Annotated in this window: 16 protein-coding genes; 3 read left to right on the forward strand and 13 right to left on the reverse strand. The window is 69.3% G+C overall.

Going from position 1 to position 17,359, the window contains the following annotated elements; all coding sequences use genetic code 11:
- Nucleotides 1-518: 518 nt before the first annotated feature.
- From tyrS to argC, 11 genes are all read right to left on the reverse strand, one after another.
- Nucleotides 519-1,793: a tyrosine--tRNA ligase gene (tyrS, locus tag ACTWQN_RS26985; protein WP_443206383.1), complete on the reverse strand. Its 1,275-nt coding sequence runs from the start codon at nt 1,791-1,793 to the stop codon at nt 519-521.
- 33 nt (nt 1,794-1,826) lie between these two features.
- On the reverse strand, nt 1,827-2,456 hold the full coding sequence (locus ACTWQN_RS26990) for a DNA-3-methyladenine glycosylase (RefSeq protein ID WP_443206384.1): 630 nt from the start codon (nt 2,454-2,456) through the stop codon (nt 1,827-1,829).
- 28 nt (nt 2,457-2,484) lie between these two features.
- The gene (gene argH, locus ACTWQN_RS26995) at nt 2,485-3,906 is read right to left on the reverse strand and encodes an argininosuccinate lyase (protein ID WP_443206385.1); all 1,422 of its coding nucleotides are present in this window, start codon (nt 3,904-3,906) and stop codon (nt 2,485-2,487) included.
- Nucleotides 3,907-4,011: 105 nt separating this feature from the next.
- Complete coding sequence (locus tag ACTWQN_RS27000; protein ID WP_443206386.1) at nt 4,012-4,572, reverse strand: arginine repressor; 561 nt, start codon at nt 4,570-4,572, stop codon at nt 4,012-4,014.
- Nucleotides 4,569-5,495, reverse strand: a complete 927-nt coding sequence (argF, locus tag ACTWQN_RS27005; RefSeq protein ID WP_443206387.1) for an ornithine carbamoyltransferase — start codon at nt 5,493-5,495, stop codon at nt 4,569-4,571. The genes ACTWQN_RS27000 and argF overlap by 4 nt, the downstream gene beginning before the upstream one ends.
- Entirely contained in the window at nt 5,492-6,685 is a 1,194-nt protein-coding gene (locus tag ACTWQN_RS27010) for an acetylornithine transaminase (RefSeq protein ID WP_443206388.1), read from the reverse strand. The genes argF and ACTWQN_RS27010 overlap by 4 nt, the downstream gene beginning before the upstream one ends.
- Nucleotides 6,685-7,602, reverse strand: coding sequence for an acetylglutamate kinase (gene argB / locus ACTWQN_RS27015; RefSeq protein ID WP_443206389.1), 918 nt, complete (start codon nt 7,600-7,602; stop codon nt 6,685-6,687). Before argB ends, ACTWQN_RS27010 begins: the two co-directional genes overlap by 1 nt.
- On the reverse strand, nt 7,599-8,759 hold the full coding sequence (gene argJ, locus ACTWQN_RS27020; RefSeq protein ID WP_443206390.1) for a bifunctional glutamate N-acetyltransferase/amino-acid acetyltransferase ArgJ: 1,161 nt from the start codon (nt 8,757-8,759) through the stop codon (nt 7,599-7,601). The genes argB and argJ overlap by 4 nt, the downstream gene beginning before the upstream one ends.
- A complete protein-coding gene (locus ACTWQN_RS27025; protein WP_443206391.1) occupies nt 8,756-8,884 on the reverse strand; it encodes a hypothetical protein in 129 nt (42 codons plus the stop codon). Before ACTWQN_RS27025 ends, argJ begins: the two co-directional genes overlap by 4 nt.
- Complete coding sequence (locus ACTWQN_RS27030) at nt 8,881-9,282, reverse strand: ACT domain-containing protein (RefSeq protein WP_443206392.1); 402 nt, start codon at nt 9,280-9,282, stop codon at nt 8,881-8,883. The genes ACTWQN_RS27025 and ACTWQN_RS27030 overlap by 4 nt, the downstream gene beginning before the upstream one ends.
- Nucleotides 9,279-10,307, reverse strand: a complete 1,029-nt coding sequence (gene argC, locus ACTWQN_RS27035) for an N-acetyl-gamma-glutamyl-phosphate reductase (RefSeq protein WP_443206393.1) — start codon at nt 10,305-10,307, stop codon at nt 9,279-9,281. Before argC ends, ACTWQN_RS27030 begins: the two co-directional genes overlap by 4 nt.
- Before the next feature lie 904 nt (nt 10,308-11,211).
- Here argC and ACTWQN_RS27040 point away from each other — a divergent pair.
- The 3 genes from ACTWQN_RS27040 to fmdA are packed head-to-tail and all read left to right on the forward strand — an operon-like array spanning nt 11,212 to nt 13,432.
- Nucleotides 11,212-11,487: an FmdB family zinc ribbon protein gene (locus ACTWQN_RS27040; RefSeq protein ID WP_443206394.1), complete on the forward strand. Its 276-nt coding sequence runs from the start codon at nt 11,212-11,214 to the stop codon at nt 11,485-11,487.
- 32 nt (nt 11,488-11,519) lie between these two features.
- A complete protein-coding gene (locus ACTWQN_RS27045) occupies nt 11,520-12,158 on the forward strand; it encodes an AmiS/UreI family transporter (RefSeq protein WP_443206395.1) in 639 nt (212 codons plus the stop codon).
- A gap of 26 nt (nt 12,159-12,184) precedes the next feature.
- Entirely contained in the window at nt 12,185-13,432 is a 1,248-nt protein-coding gene (gene fmdA, locus ACTWQN_RS27050; protein WP_443206396.1) for a formamidase, read from the forward strand.
- Between the two features lie 98 nt (nt 13,433-13,530).
- On the opposite strand, the gene pheT is transcribed toward fmdA, so the two are convergent.
- Both pheT and pheS read right to left on the reverse strand, forming a co-directional pair.
- Nucleotides 13,531-16,023, reverse strand: a complete 2,493-nt coding sequence (gene pheT, locus ACTWQN_RS27055; RefSeq protein ID WP_443206397.1) for a phenylalanine--tRNA ligase subunit beta — start codon at nt 16,021-16,023, stop codon at nt 13,531-13,533.
- A gap of 45 nt (nt 16,024-16,068) precedes the next feature.
- Nucleotides 16,069-17,130: a phenylalanine--tRNA ligase subunit alpha gene (gene pheS, locus ACTWQN_RS27060; protein WP_443206398.1), complete on the reverse strand. Its 1,062-nt coding sequence runs from the start codon at nt 17,128-17,130 to the stop codon at nt 16,069-16,071.
- Between the last annotated feature and the right edge of the window lie 229 nt (nt 17,131-17,359).

Raw genomic sequence — 17,359 nt, forward strand, 5'->3', positions numbered from 1 at the left:
CAAAACCTGCATGATCGGGGGCATACAAGAACACTAACCAAAACAGTCCACTGTTGAGTTCTCAAAGAACACACCCACACCATCACCCAACCCACCAGGATTGAAGCTCAGGGGAGCATTTCCCTCTTCGCGCTTTTGCTGTTGACCAGAGTAGCAGGCCCTTTTTTCGGTCTCACCAGGGGGGTCACCCCACCGGATCACCACCGAAATTCCGGCTCACTATTCCACTCGGCCACAGCCAAGCACTGTTTTCATCAAAGATCTGAGTGGAAACCGCATCCGCGGACGACGAGGCCCGCAGGGTTTTTCTTCGATTTCCGATCAGGGCACCCACTCTACCACCTAGAGGCAGGAGCTTGGTTCGCGACCCCGTGTCAGTGCCCGGTCCGTTTCAGGCCCGTTCCGCGCTGACTCGAAGTAATTTACGCTCTGATCAACGCCGAGTCAAATCAGCTCAACTCAACCCCGGAAGGGAGCTAACGCGCTGGTCAATGCCCCTTTCCGGTGCTGAATTCAAGCTAGTGCACGACCCGAACACCCGCAGTGTGACGCTTGCCACGGCGAATTACCAACCATCGACCGTGCAGCAGATCGTCGGTGTTCGGAGACCACTCCTCATCTGCGATTTTCTCGTTGTTGACGTACGCGCCGCCCTCTTTGATGGTGCGCCGCGCCGCTCCCCTGCCAGCCGCTAGGCCGGTCTCCACGAGCAGGTCGACCACGGTCGGGCCGTCGGCGAGCCGGACTTCCGCGGTCGGCACCGCGGCCATCGCGGCGTCCAGGGTCGGTTCGTCGAGCTCGGCGATCTCGCCGCGGCCGAACAGCGCCTGGCTGGCCGCGACGACCTTGCGGGTCTGGTCCGCGCCGTGCACCAGGGTGGTCAGCTCCTCGGCGAGTTTGCGCTGACCAGCCCTCAGCTGGGGGCGCTCGGCCGTGGTCTTCTCCAGCTCCTCGATCTCGTCGCGATCCAGGAAGGTGAACAGCCGCAGGTACTTCGGCACGTCGGCGTCCGCGGCGTTGACGAAGTACTGGTACCAGGCGTACGGCGTGGTCATCGTCGGGTCCAGCCACACGTTGCCGCCGCCGGTGGACTTGCCGAACTTCTTGCCGTCGGCATCGGTGACCAGCGGGAGGGTCAGCGCGTGCACTGCGGCCCCCTCCTGCTTCCTGACCAGGTCGACACCGGCGATGATGTTGCCCCACTGGTCGGAGCCGCCGAGCTGCAGCCGGGTGCCGTAGCGCCGGTTCAGCTGCAAGTAGTCGTTGGCCTGCAACAGCATGTAGCTGAACTCGGTGTAGGACATGCCGTCGGATTCCAGCCGCCGCTTGACGGTCTCGCGGGCCAGCATGGTGTTGATCGAGAAGTGCTTGCCGACGTCCCGCAGGAATGCCGTGACCGACAGCTCAGCGGTCCAGCGCGCGTTGTTCTCCATGATCGCGCCGGTCGGCGAGTCGTCGAAGTCGACGAACGCGGACAGCTGCGCGCGGATCTTGTCGGTCCACTCCAGCACGGTGTTCTCGTCGTGCAGGTTGCGCTCACCGACGTCGCGCGGATCGCCGATCAGGCCGGTGGCGCCACCGGCGAGCACCACCGGCCGGTGCCCGGCCTGCTGGAAGCGGCGCAGGGTCAGGATCGGGACCAGGGATCCGGCGTGCAGGCTGGGCGCGGTCGGGTCGAAACCGGCATAGAGCGTGAGCGGCCCGTCGTCCAGGTCTCGCCGCAGCGAGTCGAGATCGGTGGACTGCGCGATCAGCCCGCGCCAGGTCAGCTCGTCAAGGATGTGCTCGCTCACGCAGTTCAGTTTCGCGCATCCCCGCAACCGCGTTTACGCCCGGGCCTGGATGCGGCGGCGACCGCCGCGTCGGTAGGAGCTGACGGCCGAGGAGCCGTCCACCCAGGTCCGCCAGGGCAGGTCCATCGCGGCGGCCACCCCGACGCGGGGCCCGCTGCGGATGTCGTCCTCACCGACCGGTGTGCCGTTGTGGAGCCGGATCGGCGACGTCGAGTTGGTGAGGTCGATCCCGTTGTGGTCCCGGGTGATGCCCAGGACCCCGGCCAGCCGGGCCGGGCCGCTGCCCAGCTGGGTGTCCTTGCGAACCGCGGGGCGCCTGGTGCGGGCGAGCTCCAGGCCGGTGGTGATCTCACCGGCGCGCAGCAGCACGGCCCCGGGGACTCCGTCGGTCAGGCACACCACGTTCATGCAGAAGTGCATCCCGTAGACGAAGTAGACGTAGAGGTGCCCGGCCGGGCCGAACATCACGGCGTTGCGTTCGGTGCGCCCCCGGTAGCAGTGCGATGCCGGGTCGTCCATGCCACGGTAGGCCTCCACCTCCACCAGGCGCACAGCGACCTCGCCCTGCGGGCTCGTCGAGCGCAGCTCGCAGCCGAGCAACCGGCGCGCCACCCACAGCGGGTCACCGGCTAGTTCGTCGCGTGTCACCTGACTCACCTGCATGACACTACCGGTCGTGGCCGAACCGTGATCACTTAGACAGCCACTCGCGATGTTCCCGCAACGCGGCCGCAATGCGTTCGCGCTGCTCAGCGACCCTGTTCGGGGCGGTGCCGCCGTGCGCGTCGCGAGAGGCGATCGAGCCTTCGACGGTGAGCACCTCGCGCACCTCCGGGGTCAGCGCGGGGTGGGCGGCGGCCAGTTCCGCGTCGGTCAGGGCCTCCAGTCCGACGCCGCGGGCCTCGGCGGTGCGCACGCACTCCCCGGACGCCTCGTGCGCGACCCGGAACGGAATTCCCTGGCGCACCAGCCATTCCGCGATGTCGGTGGCGAGGGTGAATCCGGCGGGCGCGAGCTCGGCCAACCGTTCGGTGTGGAAGGTCAGGGTGGCGAGCATGCCCGCCATCGCGGGCAGCAGCAGTTCCAGCTGCTCGACGGAGTCGAAGACCGGTTCCTTGTCCTCCTGCAGGTCGCGGTTGTAGGCCAGCGGCTGCGCCTTCAGCGTGGCCAGCAGCCCGCTGAGGTTGCCGATGAGCCGCCCGGACTTGCCTCGGGCGAGTTCGGCGACGTCCGGGTTCTTCTTCTGCGGCATGATCGAACTGCCGGTCGCCCAGGCGTCGTCGAGCGTCACGTAGCCGAATTCGGCGGTGTTCCAGATGATCACCTCTTCGGCGATCCGGGAGAGGTTCACGCCCAGCATCGCGAGGCAGAACGCCGCTTCGGCGGCGAAGTCGCGCGACGCGGTGCCGTCGATGGAGTTGTCGACGGCACCGGTGAAGCCGAGCTCGGCGGCGACGGCCTGCGGGTCGAGCCCGAGCGAGGAGCCTGCCAGGGCTCCCGAGCCGTAGGGCGAGTAGGCGGCGCGGGCATCCCAGTCGCGGAAGCGCTGGACGTCGCGCAGCAGCGCCTGGCAGTGCGCGAGGAGGTGGTGCGCCAGCAGCACCGGCTGCGCGTGCTGCAGGTGGGTGCGGCCGGGCAGCACCGCGTCGGGGTGCTCGCTGGCCTGGGATACGAGGGCGTCGACGACGTCGAGCAGACCGGAGACCACGCGGCGGGTGGCGTCCCGCAGCCACATCCGGAACAACGTGGCGACCTGGTCGTTTCGAGAGCGACCGGCGCGCAGCTTGCCGCCGAGTTCCGGGCCGACCCGTTCCAGCAGGCCGCGTTCGAGGGCGGTGTGCACGTCCTCGTCGTCGATCACCGGCTGGAAGGCGCCCGCCTCGACGTCGGCGGCCAGCACGTCCAGCCCGCTCAGCATCCGCTCCAGTTCGTCGGCGGTGAGCAGCCCGGCTCGGTGCAGCACGCGGGCGTGGGCTCGCGAACCGGCGATGTCGTAGGGCGCCAGGCGCCAGTCGAAGTGGGTCGACAGGCTCAGCGCGGCCATCGCCTCGGCCGGGCCGGAGGCGAACCGGCCGCCCCAGAGCTTGGTGGGCTCGCTGCCTTGCTGCGTCACGTTGTTCCCTCGGTCGTGTCAGTTCGTTGCGGCTCGCGCAGGGTTCGCGAGAAATGTGCGGTCATCCGGGTAATGGACGATTTCGCGCGAAATCGCCTGCCCCGGTCACGCTTCGTCCTGTTCCTCTGCCGTCTGCCGATGTTCTTCCACTGTGGACATCGCTGCTGCCGTGTCCACTTCGGATTGTCGCCCACCGGCGGCCAGGGCGGAGAACCGGTCGGCCAACTGGTGGCCGGTGAGCGGTTCGCGGGCGACGATCATCACGGTGTCGTCCCCGGCGATGGAGCCCACCACTTCGGGCATCGACGCCCGGTCGATGGCGCTGGCCAGGAACTGCGCCGCGCCCGGCGGGGTGCGCAGCACGGTCAGGTTGCCCGCCCCGTCCGCACCGACGAGCAGTTCGCCGAGCAGTCGGCTCAGCCGCGAGGTGCCGCCCTGCACGCCGCGGACCGGGCTGCCGTCCTCGGGGATGACGTAGACCGCCGCCCCGCCGTCGGCGCCCCGCAGCTTGACCGCACCGAGTTCGTCGAGGTCCCGGGACAGCGTCGCCTGGGTGACCTCGATGCCGTCGTCGGCGAGCAGCTTGGCCAGTTCGGTCTGGCTGCGGATGCCCGTCGAGGCGACCAGTTCGATGATGCGGGCTTGCCGCGCGACCCTGGTCGTCATCGTCGTCGCACCAGCCACGCCAGCAGCGCCTTCTGCGCGTGCAGGCGGTTCTCGGCCTCGTCGAACACGGCGCTGGACGGGCCGTCGATGACCTCGTCGGTGATCTCCATGCCGCGGTGCGCGGGCAGGCAGTGCAGCACGCTGGTGTCGGGTTTGCCGGTGGCGGCCAGCAGTTCGGCGTTGATCTGGAACGGCCAGAACGGGCTGACCCGGTCCTTGCCGTCGTTCTCCTGCCCCATCGACGTCCAGCAGTCGGTGACCAGCACGTCCGAGCCGTCGACCGCCGCCTCCGGGGTGGAGAACAGCTCCACGGAGCCGCCGGTCTCGGCGGCCCGCTTCGTGGCCGCCTCCAGCACCCAGTCCAACGGCCGGAAGCCTTCCGGCGCGCCGATGCGGACGTGCATCCCGGCGGTGGCGCCGCCGACCATCAGCGAGTGCGCCATGTTGTTGGCGCCGTCGCCGAGGTAGGTCATGGTCAGCCCGGCGAGCTTGCCGTGCCGTTCCCGGATGGTCTGCAGGTCGGCGAGCACCTGGCAGGGGTGGAACTCGTCGGTGAGCGCGTTGATCACCGGCACGGCCGATACCGAGGCCAATGCGTCGATGCGGGCCTGCGCGAAGGTCCGCCACACCACGGCGTGGACGTAGCGGGACAGCACCCGCGAGGTGTCCTCGATGGTCTCCTCGCGGCCGAGCTGCATCATCCGCCCGTCCACCACGATCGGCTGGCCGCCGAGCTGGGCGATGCCGACCTCGAAGGACAGCCGGGTGCGGGTCGAGTTCTTCTCGAAGATCACCGCGATCGACTTGGGTCCGGCCAACTCGTCGTAACCGAGCGGATCGGCCTTGAACCGATCGGCGAGGTCGAGGATCTCGGTCTGTTCGTCGGGACTGAGATCGTCGTCGCGGAGGAAGTGCCGGGTCATGAGTGGTTCTCCTTGGCGGCGTCTAGCAGGGCGGGCAGGGCGGCGACGAGTCGCTGCACCTGCTCGGGGCGCACGACCAGCGGCGGGCAGAGCCGGATGGCGTCCGGTTGGATCGGGTTGACCAGGAATCCGGCGTCCTGCGCGGCCGCGGCGAGTTTGGCCGATACCGGCGCCGTCAGGCCGATGGCGATGAGCAGGCCCGCGCCGCGCACCTCGCCGATCAGCGGGTGGTCGAGCTCCTGCAGGCCGGTGACCAGGTCTTTGCCCACCCGCTCGACGTGTTCGAGCAGGCCGTCGGCGGCGATGGTGTCCAGCACCGCGAGTGCCGCCGCGCAGACCACCGGGTTGCCGCCGAAGGTGGTGCCGTGCTGACCGGGGTGCAGCAGGTCACCGGCGGCGCCGATGCCGATGCAGGCGCCGATCGGCAGGCCACCGCCGAGGCCCTTGGCCAGCGTGATCACGTCCGGCGTGATACCCGCGCGCTGGAAGGCGAACCACGAGCCGGTGCGGCCGATGCCGGTCTGCACCTCGTCCAGCACCAGCAGCGCGCCGTTGCGGGTGGCGATCTCGCGCGCCGCCTGCAGGTAGCCCTCGGGCGGCACGATCACGCCGTTCTCGCCCTGGATCGGTTCCAGGAACACCGCTGCGGTGTTGTCGTCCACTTCGGACTCCAACGCGGCCACGTCGCCGTAGGGCACGTGCACCACGCCGGGCGGCATCGGCGCGAACGGTTGCCGCTTGGCGGGCTGGCCGGTCAGCGCGAGGGCGCCCATGGTGCGGCCGTGGAAACCGCCGTCGGTGGCGACGAGTTTGGCCCGGCCGGTCAGCCGCGCGATCTTGAACGCGGCTTCGTTGGCTTCGGCGCCGGAATTGCAGAACAGCACCCGTCCCTGACCGGTCGCACCGGCCAGGTCGAGCAGCCGCTCGGCGAGCTTCAGGCCGAGTTCGTGCACGTAGAGGTTGGAGACGTGGCCGAGCTTGCCGATCTGCTCGGAGACCGCCCGCACCACCGCGGGGTGCGCGTGGCCGAGCGCGTTCACCGCGATGCCGCTGACGAAGTCCAGGTAGACCTTTCCGTCGGCGTCGGTCAACTCGCTGCCCGAACCGCTGACGAAGGTCAGCTGCGGGGTGCCGTAGTTGTCCATCATGGACGCAAGCCAGCGCTGCTTGCTCGTGGCGTTGCTGGTCATCAGTTCTCGCCCTCCTCTGCTAGCACCGGCAGCACCATCGTGCCGACTCCGGCGCTGGTGAACACCTCCAGCAGCACCGAGTGCGCCAGGCGGCCGTCGATGACGTGCGCCCGAGGCACCCCGCCGCGTACCGCGCGCAGGCAGGCCTCCATCTTCGGGACCATCCCGGACGCCAGGCTGGGCAGCAGTTCGGCCAGCTGCTCGACATCCAGGCGGGACACCAGCGAAGAGCGGTCCGGCCAGTTCGTGTAGAGCCCCTCGACATCGGTGAGCACCACGAGCTTCTCCGCGCCGAGCGCAACGGCCAGCGCCCCGGCGGCGGTGTCGGCGTTGACGTTGTGCACGACCCCGTCGACGTCGGGGGCCACGGTCGAGACGACCGGGATGCGCCCGGCGCTGATGAGGTCCAGCACCGCGTCGGCGTTGACCGACGCGACGTCACCCACGAGTCCGACGTCCACGGCTTCGCCATCGACCGTGGCGGTGCGCCGCTCGGCGGTGAACAGCCGGGCGTCCTCACCGGACATGCCGACCGCGTACGGTCCGTGCTTGTTGATCAGGCCGACCAGTTCGCGCCCCACCTGGCCGACCAGCACCATGCGCACCACGTCCATGGTTTCCGGGGAGGTCACCCGCAGACCGCCGCGGAACTCCCCTCGCATGCCGAGCCGGTCGAGCATGGCGGTGATCTGCGGGCCACCGCCGTGCACCACGACCGGGTGCAGCCCGGCCAGCCGCAGGAACACCATGTCGTGCGCGAAGGCGAGTTTGAGCTCGTCGTCGATCATCGCGTTGCCGCCGTACTTCACCACGACGGTCGCGCCGTGGAAGCGCTGCAGCCACGGCAGTGCCTCGACGAGGACGCTGGCCTTCTCGGCCGCGGTTGCCAGCCGGTCGCTGGTTTCGTGCTGGCTCATGACGAGTACGCGCTGTTCTCTTCGACGTAGCCGTGGGACAGGTCGGTGGTCAGGATGGTCGCCGCGTGCTCGCCGAGGTGCAGGTCCACGACGATCTCGATCTCGCGGCCGGAGAGGTCGGCCTCGCCGCGGTCGCGGGCTTTGGTGCCCCCGGCGAACAGTGTGACGCCGTTGGTGGCGATCTCCAGGCGCGACACGTCGATCTCGGCGTCGACCCGGCCGAGCGCCATCGCGATCCGGCCCCAGTTCGGATCGGAGCCGAACATCGCGGTCTTGACTAGGTTGTCCTCGGCGATGGTGCGCCCGATCGCGACCGCGTCGGCCTCGCTTACCGCGCCGCGGACGGTGATGTCGATGGTCTTGGTCACGCCTTCGGCGTCGCCCTGCAACTGCCGGACGAGGTCCGCGCAGACCTCGGTGAGCAGCTCGGTGAAGTCCTGTTCGGACGGTTCGACGCCAGAAGCGCCGGAGGCCAGCACCAGCACGGTGTCGTTGGTGGAGGTACCGCCGTCGACGTCCAGCCGGTCGAAGGTGACCCGGGTGGCGGCGCGCAGTGCTGCGTCGAGGGTGTCGCCGCTGATCACGGCGTCGGTGGTGAGCACGCTGAGCATGGTGGCCAGGTTCGGCGCGAGCATTCCGGCGCCCTTGGCGAATCCGCCGACCGACCAGCCCGCGGCGTGCTTGCCGAAGGCCTGCTTGGGTTTGGTGTCGGTGGTGAGCACCGCGGTGGCGGCGTCGAGACCGGCCTGGTCGGTCGCGTCCAGCGCTTTGGCTGCGGTGTCGACACCGGCGAGCAGGGCGTCCATCGGCAGCCGGTCGCCGATCAGGCCGGTGGAGCAGACCGCCACCTCGATGGCGCCGACACCGAGCACGTCGGCGACCTTCTCGGCGGTGGCGTGGGTGTCCTGGAAGCCCTCCGGGCCGGTGGCTGCGTTGGCGCAGCCGGAGTTGAGCACCACCGCGTGCAGCTTGCGCTCCTGCAACACCTGCTGGGACCACAGCACCGGGGCGGCCTTGACCTTGTTGGTGGTGAACACCCCGGCCGCGGCCTGCTGCGGTCCGTCGTTGACGACGAGCGCGAGATCGCGCGCATCACCGGCCTTGATCCCGGCGGCGATCCCAGCCGCCCGGAAGCCAGCAGGTCCGGTCACGCTCATTGGTTCTCCTCTGCATTTTGCGGGCCACCCACACCAGGATTTTGCGAGCCACCCGCACCAGGATTTTGCGGGCCACCCGCACCCGAGAGGCTTACCTGAGCGAGAAGCGCGAAATCGTCGTTCATGGCGCCACCTCGATAGCCACGGTGTGTCCAGCGGCGTCCAGCACGGCGGCCGCTTCATCGGCCGCGTCGGCCGGGACCAGGATCCAGTCGGTGTCGAATGTGGACAGTGTGAAAACGCTGATCCCTGCCTCGGCCAGCGGCACCAGCAGTGCGGCCAGGATGCCGGTCAGCGCGAAGTCCAGCGGGCCGTCGACCTCCAGCGCCCGGAACGGGCCCTCGATCCGCGCCTCGGGTCCGGTCTCGGCGGCCATGCGGTACGGGAAGACGATGGTGCGGCCCGCCTCGGTGGTGAGGCTGCCGTGGATCGGCGCGGTGCCGATCGGGCCGAAATCGACGTGCGCGGGAACCATGCCGACCGCCAACGGCTCGTCGTGCAGCCGCAGTTCGAGCGCGGTCACGGGGCCAGCCCCACAGTCGGCAACCCGGTGGTCTCCGGCAGCCCGACCGCGAGGTTCATGCACTGCACGGCACCACCAGCGGTGCCCTTGGTGAGGTTGTCCTCGGCGCCGACGATGATCAGCCGCTCGGCGTCCGGATCGACCGCCAGCTGCAGGTGGACGGTGTTCGCGCCGAGCGTGGCGGAGGTCTGCGGCCAGTGCCCCTCGGGCAGCACGTGCACGAACGGTTCGTCGCCGTAGGCGTCGAGGTAGGCCTTGCGGGCCGTGTCGGCGTCCGTGCCGGGACGCAGCGGCGCCGAGCAGGTCGCCAGGATGCCGCGCGGCATCGGCGCGAGCACCGGGGTGAACGACACCTTCACCGGCTCCCCAGCCGCGGCGGTGAGGTTCTGGACCAGCTCCGGGGTGTGCCGGTGCGCGCCGCCCACGCCGTAAACGCTGGCGGAGCCCATCACCTCGGCCGAGAGCAGGTGCGGCTTGAGCGCCCGACCGGCGCCGGAGGTACCGGTGACCGCGACGACGACCACTTCTGGCGCGACGAGTCCGGCCGCCAGCGCGGGGACGAGCGCCAGCGAGGACACCGTGGGGAAGCAGCCGGGGACGGCGACGCGTTTGGCGCCGCGCAGCCGTTCCCGGGCGCCGGGGAGCTCGGGGATGCCGTACGGCCAGGTGCCGGGGTGCTCGCCGCCGTACCAGCGGGCCCAGTCGGTGGGGTCGCCCAGCCGGTGGTCGGCGCCGCAGTCGACGACCACGGTGTCCTCGCCGAGTTCGGCGGCGATGGCCGCCGAGTGGCCGTGCGGGAGCGCGAGGAAGACGACGTCGTGCCCGGCGAGCTCGGCGGCCGTGGTGTCGGTGAGCACGCGGTCGGCCAGCGGCAGCAGGTTCGGGTGGTGTTGCCCGAGCGTGCTCCCGGCGTTGCCGCCCGCGGTCAACGCGCCGATTTCCACTTCCGGGTGCGACAGGAGCAGGCGGAGCAGTTCGCCACCCGCGTAGCCACTCGCACCGGCCACAGCCACTCGTACCGTCATGCGGATAATTATGCACCCCGATGCAACATCAATCAAACCGGTTCTCAGTCGCCCGGCGCACTCGCTGCGCGCCTGCGTCGAGGTCGCGCGGAGTCAGGGGTGAGGGGCTCCCAGGGAGCAGTTCAGCCAACATACTTGGGCACGGGTGCCCCTCACCTCGATCCGCTGGGGTTGTCGGAACTCTTTTCAACGCGGCGACATCTGGTGCAGGTGGGTGCTGGCAGATCGACCCCGCTGCGGTATCGGCTGGCCTCGCCCGGCATCATCGTTGCTGATGACGACGATCCCGCCGCGCCAAGCACCGGTGGCCCGCCGAGCTCCGATGTCGATCACGACGTCGAACCAACCGTCGTCGTCGCCCGAGAGGAAGGACGTGCGATCGTGTTCCTCGCGAAATGGCCCGCTGTCCCCGCCGTGCCGGGGAGAACCTACGAGGCGGCTGCCGATCCGGTGCCGGTGTGGAAGGTGGTTGCGGGGATTGCGGGGCGCGCGGTGACCATGACCTGGCCGCCGCAGTTCCAGCACTCGGGTTCGTTCTCGGGCGCGGTTCGTCCGGCGACGTCGCATGCGGGGCACATCCACGCGGTCAGGATGACGTGGCCGATGGAATCGTGTCGGGGACGCACGGGTAGCCACCCACTCTGGTCATGTCGGCGGCGTCGCTTGCGCGTCGTGACCGCCTCCGACAAGCGTTCACACTTATGGGCGAGAATTATCAGCGAGACCGGCACTTGCGGTCAACAGGCTGTTCGCGGCGGCACACCTCGATCATGCTGGGCATTCCTCCCCTTGACAGCGCAGAGCCGCCCGGCGTCTCCTCGACTTGGGCGCCGACCCGCGCTGTCGCCCGTCGGTACCCAAAGGTGAGATCGAGCTGAGCCTCAGGTCTCCGGGGGAAGGGTCCATGGCGACTTACGAGTACGACTGCCCGCGGTGCGGTCGTTTCGAGACGCATCAGCCGATGGGAACGGCGTCGGATTCACGAGCCTGTCCCGAATGCGCGCGGCCCGCCCGCAGGATTTTCTCCGCACCCCACCTCAGCACCGTGCCCGCGCGGCTTCGTGCCGCGCTCGACCGCGAGCAGCGTGGCCGCGAGGAACCGGAAGTCGTCGCGGAGGTGCCGAGAGAACAACCGCGGCCCGAGCCGCACCGGGCACTGTCCCGCCTCCCGCGCCCCTGACGGACGCAAGGACTCCACCGGAGGTGTCATCGGTGGCATACGTGGGATTGCTGTACGTCGGCGCCGTGCTGTTCCTCAACGGCGTGATGCTGTTGGGCAAGGCCGATCCGAAAGCGATCGCCGTGTTCAACGTTTTCGTCGGCGGGCTCCAGGTGATCACGCCGACGATCCTGATCGTGGCGAACCTCTCGGATCCCGCCACGATCCTCAGCGCATCGGGCATCTACCTGTTCGGCTTCACCTACCTCTACGTCGGAATCGGTCTGCTCGGCGACTTCGACAGCAGCGGTGTCGGCTGGTTCTCGTTGTTCGTCGCGATCATGGCGCTCGGTTATTCGTTCGCGAACTTCCGGCTGCTGGGCGACAGCCCGTTCGGGGTGATCTGGCTGTACTGGTCGTTCCTGTGGCTGCTGTTCTTCCTGCTGCTCGGCCTCAAGATCGAAAGCCTCACCCGCTACACCGGCTGGGTGGCCGCGATCGAGGGCTGGGTCACCGGAGCGATTCCGTCCTTCCTGATCATGACCGGTTACTGGCAGAACCCGAACACCATCGCGTTGGCGCTGGTCATCTTCGGCGTCGTCGTGTTCGTCGCGCTGTGGCTGATCACCACCGGCGTGTGGTCGCTTCGGGGCTTTCGGTGGGGTTTTCGGGCCATGCCCACACCTCGCTGACCTGCGCATCCGTGAGGAGTTCTCCCATGCCAGAAGTGATCTTCAGCGTCGACCAGTCGAAGTCGATGCGCGAACAGGCAATCCCCGGGCACAACCGGTGGCATCCGGACATCCCGCTGGCCGCCATGGTTCGGCCCGGCCAGGAGTTCCGCGTCGAATGCCGCGACTGGACCGACTCGCAACTCGGCAACAACGATTCGGCCAACGACGTCCGGGACGTCAACCTGGACCTCACGCACATGCTCAGCGGACCCATCGGCGTCGAGGGCGCCGAACCCGGTGACCTCCTGATCGTCGACCTGCTCGACCTGGGCCCGATCCCGCAGCAGGTCGGCGACGTCTCCGGCCAGGGCTGGGGCTACACCGGTGTGTTCGCCAAGGCCAACGGTGGTGGCTTCCTGACGGACTACTTCCCGGACGCCTACAAGGCGATCTGGGACTTCCACGGGCAGCAGTGCACCTCGCGGCACCTCCCCGGGATCCGCTACACCGGCATCACCCACCCCGGCCTGATCGGGACCGCTCCCTCGGCCGATCTGCTGGCCAGGTGGAACCGGCGGGAACAGGCGCTCATCGACACCGATCCCGACCGGGTGCCGCCGCTGGGGCTGCCACCCACGCCGCCCGGCGCGCTGTGCGGTCAGGCCGACGGCAGTGACGCGGAGCGGATCGCCAATGAAGGTGCCCGGACCGTCCCGGCCCGCGAGAACGGAGGAAACCAGGACATCAAGAACTTCACCCGCGGGTCGCGGGTCTTCTTCCCGGTCTTCGTCGACAACGCGAAGCTGTCCATGGGCGATCTGCACTTCAGCCAGGGCGACGGCGAGATCACCTTCTGCGGTGCGATCGAGATGGGCGGCTTCATCGACCTGCGCGTCGACCTGATCAAGGACGGCATGGCGAAGTACGGCGTGACCACCAACCCGCTGTTCATGCCGGGCAACGTCGAGCCGCGGTACTCGGAATTCCTGTCCTTCTCGGGCATTTCGGTGGACCACGACACGGACACGAACCACTACATGGACGCGACGGTGGCCTACCGGCGAGCCTGCCTGAACGGCATCGAGTACCTGAAGAAGTGGGGTTACACCGGCGAACAGGCTTACCTGCTGCTCGGATCGGCACCCATCGAGGGACGGATCAGCGGCATCGTCGACATCCCCAACGCCTGCTGCACGCTCTACGTACCAGCGGCGATCTTCGACTTCGACGTCCGCCCCAACGCAGCGGGCCCGACCCACGCGGACCGCGGCCAATGCGCCGTCACGTCCTGACAACCGGTTCGGATGAGAGGTGAAGGGCACCTTTGACCGAGTAAGCCGGTCAAAGGTGCCCTTCACTCCACCCTGATCGTGTGACCCGCGGTGGTGGGTCAGGTGCGGAGGGTTGCGCCGAGGCTTTCGGTGGCGGCTTGGACCGCGGCGTCGCGGGCCTCGGTGGCTTCCTCCTGCTTGAGGGTCCGGTCCGGGGCGCGGAAGCTCAGGGCCATGGCCAGCGACTTCTTGCCTTCGCCGAGCTGCTCCCCGGCGTAGACGTCGAACAGCCGCACGTTCTCCAGAAGGTCGCCGCCACCGGCGCGGACCACCTCGATCAGGTCGGCCGCGGCCACGCTGTCATCCACCACCAGCGCGATGTCCATCAACACCGGTGGGTAGGGCGAGATCTGCGGTGCCGGGCGGCGCTCGGACAGCGGCAGGGCGTCCAGGTCGAGTTCCATCGCGCAGGTCCGCTTCGGCAGACCGACCGCTTCGACGACCTTCGGGTGCAGCTCACCGGCGTGGCCGACCACGGTGTCGCCGACCTTCAACTGCGCGCAGCGCCCCGGGTGCCACGGGACGAACTCGGTCGAGTGCACGGTCAGCTCCACCCCAGCGGCCGACGCCACCACGCGCGCTGCCTGGACCGCATCCGCCCAGCTCACTTCGCGGCCCTTGCCCCACCAGCCGGGCTGCTCGCGCTGGCCGCCCAGCAGCGCGGCGACGTGCGTCGGCTGCGCTGGCAGCGCGGCGTGCAGCGCGGCGATCTCCTCGTCGGTGGGCCGCCGGGAGACGCCGACCTCGGGCACCGGGGGCTGGTTCTCCGCGGGCTGCACGACCTGCCCGATGTGGAACAGCGCGAGGTCGCGCTGGCCACGGAAGACGTTGCGCTGCATGGATTCCGCCAGGCCGGTCAGCAGCGTGGTGGTCAGCAGCGACCGGTCGTTCTCCAGCGCGTTGAGCACCGACATGGTGCGCCGCCGCGGGTCGTCCTCGGCGAGTCCGAATGCGTCCAGCATCGCCTTGCCGACGAACGGGAACGGCAGCACCTCGACGTAGCCCTCACCCGCGAGCGCCCGCGACACGGCGCGCTTGCGGCGCTGCGCGGCGGTGAGCCCCCGTCCGGGTGGCGCGGCGGGCAGCACCGAGGGGATCGTGTGGTAGCCCTCCAGGCGCAGCACCTCCTCCACCAGGTCGGCGGGCTGCAGCAGGTCGGGTCGCCAGGTCGGCGGAGTCGCGGTGACCAGGCCGACGCCTTCGTCGGAGGTGCTCACCTCGATGCGGCAGCCGATCTGGCTCAGCCGCCGGGCGGTCACACCGCGCTCGTAGTTCACCCCGGCGATCTTGTCCGGCAGCGCCAGCGGCATGGTCACGGGCGCGGGCGGCTTCGGCTCGCCCACATCGGTGCGGCCCGGTGCGATGGTGCCGTCGCCGTAGCGGACCAGCAGCTGCGCGGCCAGCTCGGTGGCCACCGCGGCGATCGCCGGGTCCACCGACCGCTCGAAGCGCTTGCCCGCTTCGCTGGGCAACTTGTGCCTGCGGATCGTGCGGGCGATGCTGGCCGGATCCCAGTTCGCCGCCTCCAGCAGCACGTCGTGCGTGTGGTGGCTGATCTCGGTGCTTTCCCCGCCCATCACGCCAGCCAGCGACACCGGACCGGTCTCGTCGCTGATCACGATGTCGTCCGGGTCCAGCTCGCGGGACAGGCCGTCCAGCGTGGTCAGCTTCTCGCCCGGCTCGGCGCGGCGCACCACCAGGTCGCCGGTCAGCTTCGCGGCGTCGAAGGCGTGCAGCGGCTGGCCGAGTTCGAGCATCACGTAGTTGGTGATGTCCACGGCCAGCGAGATGGAGCGGATCCCGGCCAGCGCCAGGCGGCGGCGCATCCACCACGGGCTGGGCGCGGTCGGGTCGACGCCGGTGACCCGGCGGAACACGAACCGCGAGCAGACGTCCGGGTCGCGCAGTTCCACCTTCCGGGACGGCCGGTCGTCGGCCGGAACAGGCCGCAGGCCCGGGTCGCCGAAGGGCAGTTCCAGCGCGTTGGACAGCTCGCGGGCCAAGCCGCGCACCGAGAAGCAGTAGCCGCGGTCCGGGGTGATGGACAGCTCGATGACCGAGTCGTCCAAGCCCACCAGCGCGACTGCGTCGTCGCCGGGATCGGCCGAGCTGGGCGGCAGCACCAGGATGCCGTCGTGGTCCTCACCGATGCCCAGCTCCTTGGCCGAGCAGATCATGCCCTCGCTGACCTTGCCGTAGGTCTTGCGCGCGGTGATCTCGAAGTCGCCGGGCAGCACGGTGCCCGGCAACGCGACCACGACCAGGTCGCCTTCCTGGAAGTTGCTGGCACCGCAGATGATGCCCTGCATCTTCCGCTCGCCGGACTCGGTCTCGCCGACCTCGACCTGGCAGTACCGGATCGGCTTCTTGAACTCGGCGAGTTCCTCGATCTCGACGACACGGCCGGTCACGAGCGGCCCGCGCACCTGGGTCAGGTGGGTGACCTCCTCGACCTCCAACCCGATCCGGACGAACGCTTCGGCCAGCGTCTCCGCGGTCGTCTCCTCGGGCAGCTCAAGATGCTCGGCCAACCAGGAAACCGGAATCCGCACTTGGTCAGGCCCTTCTCTCGTTCAGGTGGGTGGTGTCGGTGGGCATCAGATGCCGAACGGCAGGGTGAACCGGACGTCGCCTTCGACCATGTCGCGCATGTCCGGGATGCCGTTGCGGAACTGCAGCGTGCGCTCCAGCCCCATGCCGAACGCGAAACCGGTGTAGACCTCGGGGTCGACGCCGCAGGCGCGCAGCACGTTCGGGTTGACCATGCCGCAGCCGCCCCATTCGACCCAGCCGGCCCCGCCCTTCTTCTCCGGGAACCAGATGTCCATCTCGGCCGACGGCTCGGTGAACGGGAAGAACGACGGCCGCAGCCGGGTCTTGGAGTCCGGTCCGAACATCGAGCGGGCGAACGCGTCCAGGGTGCCCTTGAGGTGCGCCATGGTCAGGCCCTTGTCGACCGCAAGGCCCTCGACCTGGTGGAACACCGGGGTGTGGGTGGCGTCCAGCTCGTCGGTGCGGAAGGTGCGGCCAGGGCAGACCACGTACACCGGCAGGTCGCGGTCCAGCAGCGCGCGGACCTGCGACGGCGAGGTGTGGGTGCGCAGCACCAGCCCGGAATTCTCCGGCCCCACGTAGAAGGTGTCCTGCATGCTGCGCGCCGGGTGGTCCTTGCCGAAGTTCAACGCGTCGAAGTTGAACCACTCGGTCTCCAGCTCGGGCCCTTCGGCGACCTCCCAGCCCATCGCCACGAAGGTGTCCTCGACCCGCTCGATGACCTGCGTCATCGGGTGCCGGGCCCCGGCAGGTACGCGGTCCCACGGCAGCGTCACGTCGACCGTCTCGTCGCGCAGCACCCGCTCGTCGCGGTCGGCCTGCAACGCGGCGCGGCGCTCGTCGAAGGCGTTCTGGATCGCCTCGCGGGCCTGGTTGACGCGTTTGCCCGCCTCGGATCGCGCCTTCGGCGGCAGTGCGCCGATCTCCCGGCGCGCGGTCAGCAGCGGCGAGCGGTCGCCGAGGTGCGCGGGCTTGACGGCGGCCAGCGCATCGAGGTCGGTGGCCGCGGCGAAGGCTTTGCTGGCCTCGACCACCGCCCGGTCCAGCGTCTCCGGCGACAGCGCGGCGACCTCTTTCGGGTCGTACGAGTCGTTGGCTGCAGACATCGTTAGTGCGTGACTCCCGTTGATCCGACAGGCATCAGTGCCCGATTCCTGGGTCCGTTGCCCAGGAGGGCGGCGAACCTGCGCGTTGGCATACGACTCAAGCCGCAAGCTGGCCCTTAGAGTCTATGCGACGGCCCCGACCCGATCACGCCGAGATCCGGCAGACCCCAGCCGGGGCCGTTTTACCCCGAAGCCGTTTTGCTCGGTCGACCCTGTCGATGACCGCAGG

This window comes from Saccharopolyspora antiqui (genome assembly GCF_052246905.1).
Classification (GTDB): Bacteria; Actinomycetota; Actinomycetes; order Mycobacteriales; family Pseudonocardiaceae; genus Saccharopolyspora.